This window comes from Rathayibacter sp. Leaf248, assembly GCF_920939495.1.
GTDB lineage: Bacteria > Actinomycetota > Actinomycetes > Actinomycetales > Microbacteriaceae > Rathayibacter > Rathayibacter caricis.
This window is the reverse complement of the sequence record NZ_CAKLAV010000001.1, coordinates 2,046,423-2,063,021: the sequence shown is the minus strand read 5'-3', so window position 1 is coordinate 2,063,021 and position 16,599 is coordinate 2,046,423. Positions and strand designations below refer to the sequence as shown.

Genomic DNA, 16,599 nt, shown 5'->3' with positions numbered 1-16,599 from the left:
TTCACCCGCTCGCCGCGGGACCTGGACCCCGACGAGACGAGCCGTTCGTGACCGCTGCCACCGCTTCCTCCCTGCCGGCGATCGTGCCCGTTGGACCGTCCGTTGCTCCTGTGGACGCTTCCCCGGTGACCGCTGCGCCTCTCTCCGAGGCCCCTCCGCTCGGCGTGGCCGGCGCCCTGCGCGAGGCGACCGGTGACGAGCACCGGCATGCGGAGACGCGCGGTTACATCACCGCGCTGATGCAGGGCGAGCTGTCGCTCGCGGAGTTCGCGCGCTACCTCGGTCAGCTGCTCCCTGTCTACGAGGCGCTCGAGGCGCGGGTGCCGTCGGCCGCGGATCCGGCGCTGCTGCACGACACCGCGGTGCACCGCGTGCCGGCGCTGCGCGCGAGCCTCGTGGCGCTGGGCGTCGATCCGTCGACCGTCGTGCCGCTGGACGCGACCGCGCACTACGCCGCGCGCATCGTCTCGTTCGGCGACAGCGACGGGATGCTGCACCTCGCGCACCACTACACCCGCTACCTCGGCGACCTGTCGGGCGGCCAGGCGATCGCCACGATGATGGCGCGGCACTACGGAGCCAACGCCGAGCAGCTCGCGTTCTTCCGCTTCGACGCGATCGAGAACGCGGTGCACTTCAAGCGCGCCTACCGCGCACAGCTCGACGCGCTGTCGCTGCCACCGGCCGCACTCGACGCGATGGTCGCGGAGGCGCGGCACGCGTTCGCGCTGAACGCGGCGGTGTTCGACGCGCTGGACGCGTCGCGCGTGCCGGTCTGACGCGTCGCGCGTGCCGGCCTGATGCGTCACGTCTGCCGGTCTGACGCGTCACGCCTACCGACGGCGGTCGCCGCACCTCGACTCCGCAGAGGTCGTCGTACTCGGCGGCGAGTACGACAACTCTCGAGGAGTCGCGGGACCTCAAGCCACGACGTCCGCCGGTCGGCCCCTCCGGCGCCGCTTCCCCAGAAGTCGCCGTAACGGCTCGCGCTTCCCGCACCTTCTGAGGAAGCGCGAGCCGGGCCCCGTCGCGCTCCTCCAGAAGTTGCGGTGATCGCTCACGCTTCCCGCAACTTCTGGAGGAGCGCCGACGGCGGCGCCGGGCGGTCAGCGGTGCGAGCGGAGAGAGCCGCCGCCCGTCGGCCGCCCCGGCGCGACGGTCACGCGCGCCACTCGCCGGCGGCGCGGAGGCGGAGGATCTCCTCCTTGAGCGAGCCGTCGCGGCCGGCGACCTCGTTGACGAGCTCGGACCCTCCGCCGTCGCCCCAGAAGTCGTCGACCGAGCGGCCGGCGAGCTGACCCCTGCGGGTGTGCACGTCGAGCGCGTAGTCCGGGATCTCGAAGGGCTTCTCGGAGGCGTTGATGAGGTGCAGGGTCAGGTTGGCGAGCTCGTCCGAGGTGCGGTCCTTCGTCCGCTCGGACAGGAAGCGGATCGCGTGGGTCGCGAACAGCCAGCGGTCGCCGAAGGAGCGGTCGAGGCGCTCGTGCATGAGGTAGAGGCTGTTGACGACGACCGGCTCGGAGTAGCTGCCGTCGCCGACGTCCTCGCACGAGATGACGTTCAGGCGCGCCCACATCATCTCCTCGAGGTCGGCGCTCGACTCGTACATCTCGCGGCCGACGAGCAGGGCCAGCCGCGTGTCTCCGCGGCGGATCGACTTCTGCAGGGTCGAGATGAGCTCATCGGCGGCGTAGCCGCGGACGGAGGTGACGCGTGTCCAGGGGTCGTCGGAGAAGTGGACGGGCATGAGTGGTCTCGCTTTCTGAGGAGGGAGGGAGGGGGAGAGAGGTACGGAGGAAGGCCGGGTCCGCCGCGATGACGGCGACCGGACGACGGGAGGATCGCGAGAGAGGACCCCCGGCGGTTCGGACGTGCCTCCGACACGCGAACGTCCTCCGGCGAGCCGGCCTCGCCGGGAGGACGCCGGCGGCATACCCGTGATCGCGGACACAGGGGGGCGGGCTGCGGATCCGGCTGCTCGCGACGCGAGTCGACGCGTCAGGAACACCGCGCGATCCGAGCGGAGGAACGCACGGAACGGGGCGCGTGCGGTGCCGCGGTCAGGCCGCGGCGGGCGCGCGCGAGTTCGAGAGCCGCCAGGTGCCCAGCCGCCAGGCGCCGCTCAGGCGGTGGAGGGGCGTGGACTCGGACACGGCGGGACTCCTCGGCGAAGCGGCGGGCTGTCGGGCGCTCCCCGTCGACGGGTGACGGGCGCCTGTGCAGGACCCTATCCGCCGCAGGAGGAGGGGCGGCGGCTCCGCGCGCGAACATTCACACGGCGGAAACCTGCCGAAACGAGCCCGTCGCACAGGGCGCGGAAGCCGACCACCTCTGAGCGGGAGCGGCGGGAGCCGAGTCGGCGTTCCTCCCGACCGCGGGACGTCCTCCCGACCGCGGGACGTCCTTCCGCTCCAGCGAGCCCGGCTCCGATCCGACCGCGGCCCGTCCGGCCGCCGCCTCGGGAGTCCGGGGGGTGTCTCAGGCTCGCGACTCGGGGTCGGCCCGGGCCCCCGCCGCAGGGTCGTCCCAAGCCCGCGACACGCCGACGACCCGTCCGCGACACGCCGAAGCGAACCCGCGACACGCCGAAGAGTGTGCACCGGACGCCGCCTATCCGACGCCGCGCGACATTCGCCCTCAATAAGCCCCGCGAGTTCGCAGTAATCGTCGTACTCGAGCTCGAGTACGACGACTTCGGAGGAGTGGACGCTGCGCGCAAGCGAGGAGGAGCCGGCTTCTCGGACAAGTGATCGACTCCGCTCGGAGAAGGGTCTTCGGGAGACGACTCGGCACCTTTCCTTCGATGCGACTGCTCTCCCGAGCGCTGTCCCGCTCCGACCGAGCGGCGCTCGTCCCTCCCGCTGTCCCCGCTCTCCGCGCCGGTGCGAGCAGGCGTCCATCGAGCCTCCGGTCGGGCGGAAATCCTGGTCAAGGCTACTTTTTCCCCCGAGTCATCGTCGTCGCGCCGCCTCTGCTCTGTCAGGAGGCACCTGCTGTGGACTGCGATCCTCTCCCCGTCCGGCCACGTTCCACTGCCGTGATCGCACCCGTCTCATTCCTCCGGATCCCAGCTACTGGAGAAGGCCCTACCGAGCTCCGAACAGCACCGTCGATATCGGTTACACCGTCGATATCGGAGGGAGAACGGACGTTCTTCCCCCTTTCCCTGATTCGTCGCGTCACGGTGTCTCAGAAAGGAGCCGGACGTCCATCCATAAGCTCTTTCCCGTGGCAACCCCCTCGTACCCCCGCATCCGGGGGGAAAAATTCTCTTGATTCCGCATGGATCGAGGATGTAGCTTCACCATCAAGCAACCCGATGCTGACGGATCCGCTACCCGCCACCGCGCTCACCCGAGAGCAGGCAGGTCTCTCCTCCTCAGCTCGACCGGCGCCCCGAATCGCCGGCCGAGCGCGTCAGGTGCGCCCGCTCTCCCCGTCCGAACGATCCTCGAGCGCGCCCGAACGCGCTCCGGAATCGCCGGTCGTCCCCGTCCGAACGTTTCGTGAGCGCGCCCGAACGCGCTCCCGAACGCCTCCCCCCGATCGCGGCCCCCACGCGACCCCCCTCAGCGCGCGACCTCCCCCGATCGCGCCCTCCGACTCGAGGACCCTGGCCTTGACTGTGCACTCCGCGGGCACGATGCCCGCTGTGCGGATGCCCTTCCCGCACACGACATCGACGCGCGCCGCGACGCTCACCGAGCGCCCCGCCGCCCGTCCGCTGACCGCCGCGGCCCCGTTCACCCCGGTCGCCGCCGGCAACGCGAAGCCGCTCCCCGTGCGCTTCGTCGACGCCCCGGCCCGCGGTGCGAAGGCCGTTCCGGAGGAGCCCGTCCGCCGGTCGCAGACCCGCGGCGGACGCCACGCCTCGCCCGTCGTCGGCCGCCTGGTCGCCGTTCTCCCCGCGCACAACGAGGAGGCCGGCATCGCCGCGGCGATCCACGGCCTGCAGAACCAGACCTCCCCGCCCGACCGGATCGTCGTCGTCACCGACAACTGCACCGACGGCACCGCGCGCATCGCGCTCGAGGAGGGCGCCGAGGTCTTCGCGACCGTCGGCAACACCGACAAGAAGGCCGGGGCGCTGAACCAGTTCCTCGAGGTCCTGCTGCTGGAGCTCGAGGACGACGACCTCGTCCTCGTGCAGGACGCCGACTCCGCCCTCGACCCCGACTTCCTCGCGATCGCGCGCCTCAAGGTGGGCATCAAGCGGATCGGCGCCGTCGGCGGCGTGTTCCGCGGCACCCCGGGCGGCGGCGTCGTCGGCCACCTGCAGCGCAACGAGTACGCCCGCTACGCCCGCGACGTGCGGCGCCTGAACGGCAAGTGCCTGGTCGTCACCGGCACGGCCGCCGTGCTCAAGGGCGGGATGCTCCGCGAGATCAGCCGGGCCCGCCTGGACGGCAGCCTCCCCTCGGGCGACAGCCGCGGCGGCATCTACGACACGACCGTCCTGACCGAGGACAACGAGCTCACCTTCGCCATCAAGCACCTCGGCTACGACGTGCTGAGCCCCGCCGGCTGCACCCTCGTCACCGAGGTCATGCCCACGTGGAAGGAGCTCTGGCACCAGCGCCTGCGCTGGAAGCGCGGCGCCGTCGAGAACTGCGTGCAGTACGGCCTCACCCGCGTGACCTGGCCCTACTGGGGCCGCCAGCTGCTCACCATGGCCGGCTGCGTGATCACCTACGTGTACCTCGCGACCGTGATCTACGCCCTCGCGCTCGGCCAGCTCTCGATCCAGCCGTTCTGGCTCGGCATCACCCTCATCTTCGTCGTCGAGCGCATCGTCACGGTGCGCGACCGCGGGTGGAAGCACATGCTGCTCGCCGCGTCGATGTACGAGCTGTTCCTCGACCTGTTCCTGCAGATCGTGCACACCAAGGCCTACTTCGATGCGCTGACCCGCCGTCAGCGCGCGTGGTGAATCGGAAGGAAGATCCAGATCATGTACAGCAACCTCTCGCCCGCCCTGGGTGCCGGAGCCGGCGCCGGAGTCCTCGCGTCGACCGGGTTCAACTCGCTGTGGTTCGGCCTGGCGGCCTTCGCCCTCATCGCCACGGGCACCGCGATCATGCGCATCGTGCCGCGCCGTCACCGCGAGGTCGAGGAGGTCTGAGCCTCAGCGGGTGACGGACGCGGTGGCCGCGGAGGTGCGCACGGTGCTCGTGTAGCCGGTCTTCGTGCCGGTCACCGACACCGTGATCTTCGAGCCGAGCAGCAGAGTGCCCACCTTGTAGGTGGCGGCGGTCGCTCCGCTGATCGCTACTCCGTTCGCCCGCCACTGGTACTTCAGCGTCACGGGTGACGGACCCCACGTGCCCGGCTTGGCCGTCAGCGTCGAGCCGATCCTGGCGCTCCCCGAGATCGTCGGCGTCGCCGCGGTCAGCGTCCCCGTGGCGACCGGCGCCGTGGGAGCGGAGGTGCGGGTCTCGGGCGCGTAGCCGGCCTTCGAGCCGGTCACGTCGACGGTGAGGACCGCCCCCGCGGTCGCGCTGGTCGCCGTGTACGTAGCGCCGGTCGCCCCGCTGATCGGCACGCCGTTCGCCTCCCACTGGTACGAGAGGGCGACCGGGGCGGGAGTCCACACGCCGGGCTGCACGGTCAGCGTCGAGCCGACCTTCGCGGTCCCGGTGATCACGGGGACGCCGGCGCTCAGCGCGGCGTCGGAGCGGTAGACGGCGACGTGGTCGACGCTCATGGTGCCGCCCGAGGACTTCGGCGCGCTCGCGCTGTCGCAGCCGCAGACTCCGTTCGGGAGGCCGCCTCCGATCGCGAGGTTGAGGATCAGGAAGTAGTCGTTGCCGATCGCGGCGCTCCAGGCCTCGGGGCTGAGGCCGGCCTGCTCGACGGTGTGGCGGACCTCGCCGTCGACGAGGAACTGCAGCGACTCCTGGCCGGCGACGCGCCGATCGATGAGCGCGGAGTAGGTGTGGAACTCGGTCAGGCAGCCGGCGCAGTCCTGCAGCCCGCTCGTCAGCCCGTACGGCTCATCGCACTCGCCGGCGTCGACGAGGTCGCAGTGGAAGGTCTGGATGACCTGCGAGGTGCCGTTGACCGCCTCGAGGATGTCGATCTCGCCGGTCCGCGGCCAGTCGATCGCTCCGTTCTCGTCGAGGCCCAGCGCCCAGAACGCGGGCCAGTAGCCGGTCGCCTGCACGGGGTTCGGCTGGCGGATCGACGCGGTCATCAGCAGCTGCCCGCCGGCCGGCGCCGAGAACGACTTGTCGGCGGTGATGATGCGGCCGGAGGTCCAGGCGCCCGACGCGTCGCGGAGCGCCCGGATGCCGAGGTTGCCGGCGCCGTCGAGGAACACGTTGCTGGTGGAGGCGGTGGTGCGGTCGATCGCGCCGGTGCCCCAGGTGCCGAGCTCGTGGATCCACGCGGAGCCCGCGGGGGAGCCGGCCGCGCCGGTGAAGTCGTCGGCGAAGACGGTGGTCCAGCCCTCGGCGGGCGCGGGGGCGGCGAGAGCGACGGCAGCGGCGGGGGTGCTCGTCTCGGCGGCCTCGGCGGTCGGGACGGAGGCTCCTCCGCTCAGTGCGACCACGGTCGCGACGGACGCGATCGCGGCCAGGACACTCGTTCGAACGGCTCGTAGACGCACGGCGGACCCCTGTCTTCCTCGGCGGACCGAGGCGGCCCCTCGTTCTCGCACCGCAGGTTAGGAGCGGGTGTCGAGGGTCGCTCACCCGTCGCTCGGGGGTCAAAGGCTGGATGAAACCTCAGGTTGCGCTGGGTGTCCACCGGACGAGGGGCGGTCTTCGGGCGGAGGGCGGCCGTCGAGGTGCGTAACCGAGGTCGTGAGTGGCGGCGAGCCCCTTCCGACGCCGATCCGCCGCGCTCGACCTCGGTTGCGAACCGTGCGGCCTGCACAAGTAAGGAGGAGAGCGTCGAAGTCGCCCGAGACGGAGCGAGTGCGCCGCTCAGCCTGATCTCTGCAGGTCGGGAGCCCGACACCGTGGTCCACCGCCGGCAGCAGCGGCCGCAGGCCCCTCGCCTCCACCCGCCCCCGCCTACGATGGATCGCGATGTCGATCGCCGCCCCGCCCCGCCCCCGGTCCCGCACCGGTCGCCGAGTGGGCATCGGGCTCGCCCTCGTCGCCGCCGCCGTCGCGCTGCGGCTGCTCTCGCCGGACGCCGCGGGCGACGTGCTCTCCGACGCGATGCGCGACTTCCTCACCCTCTCGATCAGCGTCGTCATCGAGTCGCTGCCGTTCGTGTTCCTGGGCATCGTGCTCTCGATCGCCGTGCAGCTCTGGGTGCCCGAGGCGGTGCTGCTGCGGGTCCTGCCCAAGCGCGCCCTGCCGCGGCGACTGGTGATCTCGCTGCTCGGGGTGCTCCTCCCGGTCTGCGAGTGCGGCAACGTGCCGCTGGCCCGCGGGCTCATCGCGAAGGGCCTGTCGGTCTCGGAGTCGATGACGTTCCTGCTCGCGGCACCGATCGTGAATCCGATCACGATCATCACGACCTACCAGGCCTTCGGCTGGGAGGACGGGATCCTCGTCTGGCGCATCGTCGGCGGCTTCGTGATCGCGAACCTCGTCGGCTGGATCTTCAGCCGCCACTCCGAGCCGATGTCGCTGCTCACCGACCGCTTCCGCGCGGCCTGCGAGGCGGGGGAGCGCGCCCCCGGGACCCTCCGCGCCCGCTCCCGCCGCAGCGTGCTGCTCTTCGCCGAGGAGACCGGGGCGATGCTGCCGGCGCTGTTCGTCGGCTCGGCCATCGCGGGGCTGATCCAGGTCGGCGTCTCGCGCGACGTGCTCACCACTCTCGGCGGCAACCCGCTCTGGTCGGTGCTCGCGCTGATGGTCCTCGCCTTCGTCATCTCGATCTGCTCGAACGTCGACGCCTTCTTCGTGCTGTCCTTCGGCTCCACGTTCCTGCCCGGCGGCATCATCGCGTTCCTCGTCTTCGGCCCGATGATCGACATCAAGATGCTGGCGCTGCTGCGCACCACCTTCTCGGTGCCCACCCTCGTGCGGATGACGGTCCTGGTCGGACTCTGCTCCGCCGTCCTCGGATTGGCGGTCAACTATGCGCTCTGAGCGACTCCTCACCCGCTGGAAGGGCGTGGTCCTCAGCGTCATCGGCGTCGTGTCGACGCTCTGGCTCGCGGCGACCGGCCGGCTCGGCCTCTACATCCACCCGCGCTACTTCGAGTTCACGGTGATCCTCGCCGTGATCGCGGCGGTGCTGCTGCTGCTCGCCTTCGCGATCGTGCCGGGCGCCGACGAGAGCGAGGGAGCGAGTGTCGAGGAGTCGGACGCGCACGGCCACCTGCACGATCACGCGGCCGGGAACCCGTGGCGGGCGCGGCTGGCGGTGCTCGGCGGGGTCGCGATCATCGTGGCCGCGGGAGTCGCGCTGCTCGTGGTGCCGCCCGCCGCGCTCACCGCGGGCACCGCCGTGCAGCGCGAGGTGAACACGAGCGCGGTCGACACCAGCGCCGTCGTCGATGCGCCCACCGGCGACTACGCGTCCTTCTCGGTGCGCGACTGGGCCACGCTGCTGCGCTCCGGAGCGAGCGAGCAGTTCCTCGCGGGCACGACCGCGACGGTCAGCGGATTCGTGACCCCCGACGCCGACGACCCCGAGAACGTCTTCTACGTCGCCCGCTTCGTCGTCACGTGCTGCGCCGTCGACGCGCAGCCGGTCGGCGTCCCCGTGTACCAGCCGGGCTGGGCCGACACCTACACCGAGGGCCAGTGGCTCGAGATGTCCGGCGGCTTCGCGACGAACGCGAGCGTGACCAGCGCCGAGGCGGTCGTGCTCGAGCCGTCGGCGGTCGCCGAGATCGACGAGCCGGCGATGCCGTATGTCTACTGACGCTTGGGAGGAGGACGGGGGCCCGCGCCGCTCCCGGGAGCCGCGTGCCGCCTCCGCCCGCGGCTTCTCCCGCGTGTTCTGGGGCGCGACCCTGGCCCTGGTGCTCGGCGTCGGCGGGCTGACCGCCGCGACGATCGGCAAGGGCCCCCGCGTGACCTCGCTCGAGGTCAGCGCCGACGGCGTGGTCGAGCGCGACGGCGGACGGGCCCGGGTGCACCTCGATCAGGACCTCGCTCCCGACGCGCTCGAGCGCGTCACCGTGACTCCCGAGGCCGAGCACGCCGTCGAGCTCGAGGACGGCGTGGTCACCGTCACCTTCGCCGACACCCTCCGCTACGCGACGGAGTACTCGATCGCGATCGACGACGCACGCGGCCTGGCGACCGGCGCGACGGCGGACGTGACCGCCTCCTTCACCACGAAGGACCCCGACCTCTTCACCCTCGACCGCACCGCCGATCCGGCCGAGCCCGACGCGATCCGCGTGCGCCCGCTGTCCGGAGGGGAGGCGCGCGTCGTCGCCACCGCCGACCGCATCCAGGACTACGTCGTGGTGGGCCCGCTGCTCGTGCTCGCGACCCTCGAGCCCGACGACACGAACCTCCTCCGGACCGTCGCGCTCGACACCGGCGACGAGGGCGTCATCCCGCTGCCCGGACCGGGCGTCGTGCGCGAGCTGCACGCGGCGTCCGAGAAGGGCGTGCTGGGCTGGACCTTCACCGGCGAGGCGCCGACCGGGCCGCTTGACCGAGCGCTCTACTCCTACGACCTCACCGACCAGAAGGCCGAGGCGGTCGCGGTCACCGGGATCGACGGCGGCCCTCTGCGCGCCCGCGACTGGCTGTTCGTGCCGGGCACCACCTCCGTGGTCACCCACTCCGTCGACGACACGGTGCTGCTGGTAGACCTGCTCGTGCCCGGAGCGATCAGCCCGCTCGGCCAGCACGCCGAGCTGCGCGGCTTCGTGCCCGGAGCGAACCGGCTCGTGGTCGCGGACCCCGACCGCGGCGCGCTGATCGACCTGGCCGACGGCTCGGTCGAGACGCTCGCGCTGCCGGTCGCCGACGTGAGCGCGACCGCGTCGCCGGTGCAGCTGCTGCTGCTCGAATCCTCGAGCTACGTCGAGCTCGAGGCCGAGTACTCGCCCGAGGACGGATCGACGCAGTACTCGGTCGTGCGGGTCGACGCGAGCGGCACGACCGAGATCTTCCGCACGTCGCCGACGGGTCGCATCCGGAGCATCTGCCTCTCGCCGAACGGGCAGTTCCTGGCCGTCGAGGCGGTGTCGGTCGAGGGCGAGCCCGACGACTACCCCGAGGTGCCGGGCTTCAGCGCGACCTCGACGGTGCTCGTCGACCTCGGCTCGGGCGACACCTCCCGCAGCGTGAACGGAGTCTCGCGCGACTGGTGCGCGTAGGGGCTGCTGCTGATCGAGTAGGCCCCGCAGGGGCCGTATCGAGATCCCCCGTCTCCCGGGACTGCTGGTGGATGCGGGTCTCGATATGCCGCTGCGCGGCTACTCGACCAGCAGAGGGGGCCCGCGCCTCCTGGCTGATCGAGTAGGTCCCGCAGGGGCCGTATCGAGATCCCCCGTCACCAGAACTGCGGGCCCGCGCAGCTACTCCACCGGCGGCGTGTCGAACCGCTCGCCCTCAACGCGGCCGGGCATCAGGAACCAGATCATCAGCACCACCCAGCCCGCGATCGGGATCAGGATGATCAGGAACCACGTGCCGCTGCGACCCACGTCGTGCAGGCGCCGCCAGATCAGCGCGAGTCCGGGGATCAGCGTCACCAGGGCGATCAGGATCGACAGCCCGGTGACCCACGGCGTCGCGAAGTCCGTCCCCGTCGAGAAGGGCGACGTCGTGAACGTGTAGCGCGACAGCGACCCGTCGGCCCACCGCAGCAGGAGGTTCACGATCAGGGTGGCGAGGATGATCCACCAGTACTCCGCGCGGCTCGCGCGCCCGCTGAACGTCGCGTACTTGCGGAAGAAGCGGGTGATCGCCTCCCCGGCGGGCGCTCCCGGGTAGGGCAGGTGCAGCGGAGGAGTCGGCGCGGCCATGTCTTCGACGCTACCCGCGCGTGCTCCGCCCGCCCTCCCTCGCCAGGGGGACCTGCGAGATCCTCCTCGAGTCGATGCCGAGGGTCCGCCTGCGGTGATCCGCGCCGACGAGACGACATCGGCTGTCGAGAGAGCACCCCGTTAACGATGATTGCCCCAGCGCGCCGACGCCGGAGCGTCCCGTCTGGGGCTTACCCGACCGACGGTACCAGGACCTCGTCCTCCGATCCACCTCCGGGACCACTGTGAACCTCTTCGACCCCGCCGAATCGACCCGTCTCGCCGAGCTCATCGGCACCGGCCGACTGACGCCGTACCTCGCCTCGACCGGCGGGGACGCCGCCGCTGCGATCCGGCTCTACTGCTGGAACATCGAAGCCGGTGCCGCGATCCTCGGTGCGAGCGGCGCGCTCGAAGTGGGTGTCCGGAACTCGATGCACCGCGAACTCAGCGCGCACTGGTCTCAGGAGTCCTGGTGGGACTCCGCGCCGCTGCGGGCGAACGAGGCCGACCAGATCCGCGACGCCATCCGCTTCCTCGAACGCCGACGGGGTGCCGGGAACTGGTCTCCCGGTCATGTCGTCGCCGAGGTCAAGGCGTCCTTCTGGGAGGGAATGCTGGTGAACCGCTACCACCGCTCGCTGTGGGAGCCGGCGCTCCGGTTCGCGTTCCCGATGTTCACGGGTCGGCGCGGGGAGCTGCATGGGCGCATGGAGCGTCTCCGGCTGCTGCGCAACCGGGCGGCGCATCACGAGCCCGTCCACGCGCGCGACCTGATGGTCGACCATCGCTACATGTGCGAGCTCGCGCTGTACGTCGACCCCGACCTGGCCGAATGGATCCGCAGCCATTCCCGCCTCCCCGGGATCGTGGCCGCGCGCGGGGACACGATCGACGGTCGACGACCGACTCGATTCTGACGGTCGCGCTGGCACCGGAACGGCCGCTTGTGCGGTCTCAGCGCGTCGCGTCGCTCCTCACCCGCTCCGCCCGACCCTGCACCGGAGCCGCCGCCCGGCCCGCGCGCCACTCCACGAGCAGGCTCACCACGAGTCCGAGGGCCACGATGCCGAGGGCGAACCAGGGCAGCGCGCCGAGGCCGCTGCCGTCGATGACCAGGCCGCCCACGATCGCTCCGCCGCCGATGCCGATGTTGAACGCCGTCGTCTGCAGGGCGGCCGCGAGGCTGCGCAGCTGGAAGGAGGCGGTCCGCAGCATCCGCGTCTGCAGCATCGCGGGGATGCCTCCGAACGCGATGTTCCAGACGACCGCCGCGACGACCACGAGCGCCGGCACTCCGGAGCCCGCCGCGAACGACAGCCCCGCGAGAGCCGCGAGGACCGCGAGGGCGGCCACCACGAATCCGGAGCGGGGGAACCGGTCGGTCGCGAAGCCCGCGAGCACGAGGCCCACGGCTCCCGCACCGCCGAAGGCGAACAGCACGAGCGGGATCGTGTCGGGCGCGAACTGCGCCTCCTCCAGCCACGGCGTGATGTAGGTCGAGAGCGTGTTCTGGCCGATCAGCACCAGCAGGATCACGAGGCAGACGCCGAGGATCCGGGGCAGAGACCGGTCCTTGCGCGCGGGGAGGCGGATCTCGCCGGTGCGCACCGGGACGATGTGCTCGACCGCGGGGAGGTAGCGGATGACGACGAGCGCGAGGATCAGGACGATGCCGCCGAGGATCGCGAAGGTCGGCCGCCACCCGAACGCGTGACCGAGTGCCGTGCCCACCGGCACGCCGAGCACGAACGCCGCGGAGCCGCCTCCTGCCGTGATCGCGGTCGCCCGGCCGAGGTGCTCGGGAGCGACGAGGTGCGCGGAGTAGGCGGCGACGACCGCCCAGAACAGGCCGTGGGCGAGTCCGCCGAGGATCCGGGCGCCGACCAGCAGCTCGAAGGTCGGTGCGAGGGCCGCGAGGACGTTCGCGACCGCGATCGTGCCGAGCGCGACGAGCACGAGGCTCTTCCGCGAGAAGCGCTGCGTGACGAGGGTCAGCGGAGTCGTCGCCACCACGACCGTCGCCGCGAAGATCGTGACCAGCTGGCCGGTCAGCGGGATGCTCACGCCGAGGTCGCGCGACATGTCGGGGATGAGCCCGGTCGGCAGGAACTCGCTCGTCACCGAGACGAAGATCGCGCCGGCCAGCGTGAGCAGGCCGATCCAGGGGAACACGGGGGTCTTGACGTCGGTCAACGGAGTCCAAGCGGGGGAGGGGGCGGAGGGGGACCCTCCAGCGTCGCACGCCGCCGGGGCCGGAGGCGGCGGGCGACGGATTCTGGACAGGGGGTGTTCATGTGGGCGGATGCGGCTCCGATCGCCCTCAGAACTGAGGCTGAGGGGCTCGAACGAGGCGGAATCGCTCGGATCGGCGTGACCAGCCTTGGTTCTGCAGGCGGATCGGCGATGACCGCACCGTCGACCCTCCTCCATCGCCTCGGACGCGGAGAGGTCCACGCGACGACCGGCGGCCCGCGCCGGTTCCGCCGACAGCTGTCGTGCACCTACGGTCGTAACCATGCCCCCCTCCGTCGCCCGCCGCCGCCTCGCGATCTTCGCCTTCATGCTCGTCTTCGGCATCGGGATGGCGTCGTGGGTGGTCCGCACGCCCGCCGTGCGCGATCTGCTCAGCGCCTCGACCGCGCAGATGGGGCTCGTGCTGCTCGGGCTCTCGGTCGGCTCGATGACCGGCGTCCTCTCCTCCGCGGCGATCGTGCGGCGCCGGGGAGTGCGGTTCACGGTGACGATCGGCGGCGTCTCGTTCACGAGCGGAGTCGCGCTCGTCGGTCTCGCGGCGGACCTCTCGTCGGCTCCGGGCGTCTTCGTCGGCCTCGCGCTCGTGGGCCTCGGCATCGGCGTGTCCGAGATCGCGCTGAACCTCGAGGGCGCGGCGCTCGAGGCGGTCTCGGGCCGCTCGGTCCTCCCCGCGCTGCACGGATGCTTCAGCCTCGGCACGGTCCTCGGCGCGGTGGCCGGCATCGGGCTGACCGCGATCGACTTCCCCGTGCTCTGGCAGCTGCTGGCGGTGGCGGCGCTCAGCGCGGCGCTGCTCGTCACGGTCATCCGCTCGGTGCCGACCGACACGGGCAAGATCGTGCCGGGAGCGCCCGGGGAGCCCGCCGCGGTGCGCGCGGGCGGACCGGTCTGGCGGCAGCCGCGCGTGCTCGCGCTCGGGGCGATCGTGCTCGCCCTGGCGCTGGCCGAGGGCTCGGCCATGGACTGGCTGCCGCTGCTGATGGTCGACGGCTACGGAGCGACCGCCACGGTCGGCACGATCGTGTTCGCCGGATTCGCGGCGGCGATGACCGTCGGGCGCTTCGTCGGCGGTCCGCTGCTCGCCCGGTTCGGCAACGTCGCCGTGCTGCGGGCGAGCGCGCTGGTGTCGGCCGCGGGTATCGCGGTCGTGGTGTTCGCGGACAGCGCGGCGATGGCCGGAGTCGCGGTCGCGCTGTGGGGGCTGGGCGCGGCGCTCGGTTTCCCCGTCACGCTCTCCTCGGCCGCCGACAGCGACGACCCGACCGCGACCGTCGCGGCGGTGGCGACCGCCGGGTACGTGGCGTTCCTGGTCGGGCCCCCGCTGCTCGGATTCCTGGGCGAGCACTTCGGCCTGCGCGGCGCGATGATCGTGGTCCTCGTGCTGGTCGCGGCGGTGTCGCTGCTCACCGGAGCGGCCCGCCCGCGCGCCGCCGCCGAGCGCGTGGCGGAGCCGGCCTGACGCCCCCTGCTGGTCGAGCAGCGCCGCAGGCGCGTATCGAGACCCGCGATGTCTTGGGGCTGGGGGATCTCGATACGCCCGCTCCGCGGGCTACTCGATCAGCGAGGGGGGGTGGCGTGTCTCTTTCCCCCCTTCCCTGCTGGTCGAGTAGCGCCGGAGGCGCGTATCGAGACCCGCGATGTCCTGGAGCTGGGGGATCTCGATACGCCCGCTGCGCGGGCTACTCGATCAGCGAGGGGGGAGTGGCATGTCTGCCTTCTCGCCCCTGCCTGCTGGTCGAGTAGCGCCGGAGGCGCGTATCGAGACCCGCGATGTCCTGGAGCTGGCGGATCTCGAGACGCCCGCTGCGCGGGCTACTCGATCGGCGAGGGGGGGTGGCATGTCTGCCTTCTCCCCCCTGCCTGCTGGTCGAGCAGCGCCGCAGGCGCGTATCGAGACCCGCGATGTCCTGGAGCCGGGGGATCTCGATACGCCCGCTCCGCGGGCTACTCGATCAGCGAGGGGGGGGGTGCGAGTCCGCCTTCTTCCCGCCCGCCTGCTGGTCGAGTAGCGCCGCAGGCGCGTATCGAGACCCGCGATGTCCTGGAGCTGGCGGATCTCGAGACGCCCGCTCCGCGGGCTACTCGATCAGCGAGGGGGGAGTGGCATGTCTGCCTTCTCGCCCCTGCCTGCTGGTCGAGTAGCGCCGCAGGCGCGTATCGAGACCCGCGATGTCCTGGAGCTGGCGGATCTCGATACGCGCGCTGCGCGGGCTGCTCGATCAGCGGAGGGCGATCAGCCCTCGACGGCCGCGATCTCGATCGGGGCGCCCGGGAGGGACGCGGTCTCGAGGATCTCGCCCGTCGCGGTGTCGACCGCGTGGATCTCGGAGGTGGCGGGCTCGGTCACGTACGCGACGTCGCCGAGCACGACCAGCGCGGGGTGCGCGTCCTGCCATTCGATCGGGCCGGACCACGGGGCGACGACCGGGTACGACGCGGTGATCTCTCCGGTTGTCACGTCGAGGGCGTGCAGCGCGCCGTCGGTGCCCAGGATCAGGCCGTTGTCGTCGCTCGTGCGGGCGATGCTGCGCCAGGTGTAGCCGACACCCTCGGGCAGGTCGAGCACGGTGGAGGTCTTGGCGACGGTGTCGGTCAGCACCACGGAGGAGAGCTCGACGCCTTCCGCGTCCGGGTCGCTGTTGTAGTCGCCGATCGTGATCGCCGAGGTCTCGCTCACGTACTGGTTGCCGGTGCGGCCGTAGGCGTCCGGTGCGGTGATCTTCGTGAACGCGCCGTCATCGTAGACGAGCACGCCGTTGCTGCAGCCGAAGACCGCGATCTCGTCGGCGGCCGCACCCTCGCCGTGCACGGCGGGGCACTCCTCGCTGCGGCCGATCTCCTCGCGGGAGGAGTCGAGGGCGCGGACTCCGGTGCGCGACTCGCTGTCGCCGATCGTGGTCAGCAGGGTGCCGTCCTCGAGCTCGATCGAGACGCCGTGGTGCGCGGCGGGGGACTCGATCGTCTCGGACTCGGGCAGCTCGCCGTCGGCCACGGCCGGGGCGAGGTCGGCGGTGTCGAAGACGGTGGTCGCTCCGGTGCCGTCGGCGAACAGGATCGTCTTCCCGCCGTGGCGGACCACGTGGCCGGGGGTCGGCGCGTCGAAGACCAGGTCGGTCAGCTCGGGCTCGCCGGCTCCGGCGCCCGTGTCGAGGACCCGGAAGCCCTCCTCCGTCGACACGAGCACGGTGCGCCCGTCGCCCGCGGAGTTGACCCGGTTGAAGCCCGCGAGCTCGATGTCGGACTCGAGGTCCAGCGTCGTGCCGTCGAGCACGAGCAGTCCGCCGTCGTAGGTGAGGGCGACGCGCGGTCCCGACGGGGCCGCGGAGGAGGTGGGCGACGCGGCGTTCCCGGAGCCCGAGCAGGCGGTGAGGGCGAGAGCCGCGGTGGCGGCGAGTGCGGCGGCGGCGAGCGCGCGGCGGTGAGGGGTGTTCATGGGTTCCTTCGTG

General features: G+C 71.9%; 13 protein-coding genes. 8 read left to right on the top strand and 5 right to left on the bottom strand.

The annotated features are described in order from the left end of the window. Positions 1-125 precede the first annotated feature (125 nt). The gene (locus LRG51_RS09995; RefSeq protein WP_230672546.1) at positions 126-779 is read left to right on the top strand and encodes a biliverdin-producing heme oxygenase; all 654 of its coding nucleotides are present in this window, start codon (positions 126-128) and stop codon (positions 777-779) included. Positions 780-1,159: 380 nt separating this feature from the next. Here the strand turns inward: LRG51_RS09995 and LRG51_RS09990 are convergent, their stop codons facing one another. Continuing rightward, positions 1,160-1,747, bottom strand: coding sequence for a hypothetical protein (locus tag LRG51_RS09990; protein ID WP_055785450.1), 588 nt, complete (start codon positions 1,745-1,747; stop codon positions 1,160-1,162). Positions 1,748-3,625: 1,878 nt separating this feature from the next. Here LRG51_RS09990 and LRG51_RS09985 point away from each other — a divergent pair. After that, entirely contained in the window at positions 3,626-4,930 is a 1,305-nt protein-coding gene (locus tag LRG51_RS09985; RefSeq protein ID WP_230673113.1) for a glycosyltransferase family 2 protein, read from the top strand. Between the two features lie 21 nt (positions 4,931-4,951). Beyond that, the gene (locus LRG51_RS09980) at positions 4,952-5,122 is read left to right on the top strand and encodes a hypothetical protein (protein ID WP_170116332.1); all 171 of its coding nucleotides are present in this window, start codon (positions 4,952-4,954) and stop codon (positions 5,120-5,122) included. 3 nt (positions 5,123-5,125) lie between these two features. Here the strand turns inward: LRG51_RS09980 and LRG51_RS09975 are convergent, their stop codons facing one another. Further along, positions 5,126-6,550, bottom strand: coding sequence for a family 16 glycosylhydrolase (locus tag LRG51_RS09975; RefSeq protein ID WP_230672544.1), 1,425 nt, complete (start codon positions 6,548-6,550; stop codon positions 5,126-5,128). Between the two features lie 481 nt (positions 6,551-7,031). On the opposite strand from LRG51_RS09975, the gene LRG51_RS09970 reads away from it, so the two are divergent. The 3 genes from LRG51_RS09970 to LRG51_RS09960 are packed head-to-tail and all read left to right on the top strand — an operon-like array spanning position 7,032 to position 10,246. Beyond that, positions 7,032-8,048 carry a permease gene (locus tag LRG51_RS09970; protein ID WP_230672542.1) on the top strand — a complete coding sequence of 339 codons (1,017 nt, stop codon included), beginning with the start codon at positions 7,032-7,034 and terminating at the stop codon, positions 8,046-8,048. Next, the gene (locus LRG51_RS09965) at positions 8,038-8,829 is read left to right on the top strand and encodes a TIGR03943 family putative permease subunit (RefSeq protein ID WP_230672540.1); all 792 of its coding nucleotides are present in this window, start codon (positions 8,038-8,040) and stop codon (positions 8,827-8,829) included. Before LRG51_RS09970 ends, LRG51_RS09965 begins: the two co-directional genes overlap by 11 nt. Continuing rightward, positions 8,819-10,246 (top strand): hypothetical protein, encoded by a 1,428-nt coding sequence (locus LRG51_RS09960; RefSeq protein WP_230672537.1) that lies wholly within the window; start codon positions 8,819-8,821, stop codon positions 10,244-10,246. The genes LRG51_RS09965 and LRG51_RS09960 overlap by 11 nt, the downstream gene beginning before the upstream one ends. A 201-nt stretch (positions 10,247-10,447) precedes the next feature. Here the strand turns inward: LRG51_RS09960 and LRG51_RS09955 are convergent, their stop codons facing one another. Further along, positions 10,448-10,897, bottom strand: coding sequence for a DUF805 domain-containing protein (locus LRG51_RS09955; protein WP_055785470.1), 450 nt, complete (start codon positions 10,895-10,897; stop codon positions 10,448-10,450). A gap of 245 nt (positions 10,898-11,142) precedes the next feature. Here LRG51_RS09955 and LRG51_RS09950 point away from each other — a divergent pair, with 245 nt between their 5' ends. Then, the gene (locus LRG51_RS09950) at positions 11,143-11,817 is read left to right on the top strand and encodes a hypothetical protein (protein WP_055785474.1); all 675 of its coding nucleotides are present in this window, start codon (positions 11,143-11,145) and stop codon (positions 11,815-11,817) included. A 37-nt stretch (positions 11,818-11,854) separates the two neighbouring features. On the opposite strand, the gene LRG51_RS09945 is transcribed toward LRG51_RS09950, so the two are convergent. Further along, on the bottom strand, positions 11,855-13,093 hold the full coding sequence (locus LRG51_RS09945) for an MFS transporter (protein WP_055785477.1): 1,239 nt from the start codon (positions 13,091-13,093) through the stop codon (positions 11,855-11,857). 322 nt (positions 13,094-13,415) lie between these two features. On the opposite strand from LRG51_RS09945, the gene LRG51_RS09940 reads away from it, so the two are divergent. Then, positions 13,416-14,612: an MFS transporter gene (locus tag LRG51_RS09940; RefSeq protein WP_107574234.1), complete on the top strand. Its 1,197-nt coding sequence runs from the start codon at positions 13,416-13,418 to the stop codon at positions 14,610-14,612. Between the two features lie 774 nt (positions 14,613-15,386). On the opposite strand, the gene aztD is transcribed toward LRG51_RS09940, so the two are convergent. Then, entirely contained in the window at positions 15,387-16,586 is a 1,200-nt protein-coding gene (aztD, locus tag LRG51_RS09935; RefSeq protein WP_230672535.1) for a zinc metallochaperone AztD, read from the bottom strand. Positions 16,587-16,599 lie beyond the last annotated feature (13 nt).

What these genes read in the sequence shown, in the direction of transcription:
- LRG51_RS09990 (WP_055785450.1), bottom strand. Translation starts at nt 1,747, where the DNA reads ATGCCCGTCCACTTCTCCGACGACCCCTGGACACGCGTCACCTCCGTC.
- LRG51_RS09980 (WP_170116332.1), top strand. Translation starts at nt 4,952, where the DNA reads ATGTACAGCAACCTCTCGCCCGCCCTGGGTGCCGGAGCCGGCGCCGGA.
- LRG51_RS09970 (WP_230672542.1), top strand. Translation starts at nt 7,032, where the DNA reads ATGTCGATCGCCGCCCCGCCCCGCCCCCGGTCCCGCACCGGTCGCCGA.
- LRG51_RS09965 (WP_230672540.1), top strand. Translation starts at nt 8,038, where the DNA reads ATGCGCTCTGAGCGACTCCTCACCCGCTGGAAGGGCGTGGTCCTCAGC.
- LRG51_RS09960 (WP_230672537.1), top strand. Translation starts at nt 8,819, where the DNA reads ATGTCTACTGACGCTTGGGAGGAGGACGGGGGCCCGCGCCGCTCCCGG.
- LRG51_RS09955 (WP_055785470.1), bottom strand. Translation starts at nt 10,897, where the DNA reads ATGGCCGCGCCGACTCCTCCGCTGCACCTGCCCTACCCGGGAGCGCCC.
- LRG51_RS09940 (WP_107574234.1), top strand. Translation starts at nt 13,416, where the DNA reads ATGCCCCCCTCCGTCGCCCGCCGCCGCCTCGCGATCTTCGCCTTCATG.
- aztD (WP_230672535.1), bottom strand. Translation starts at nt 16,586, where the DNA reads ATGAACACCCCTCACCGCCGCGCGCTCGCCGCCGCCGCACTCGCCGCC.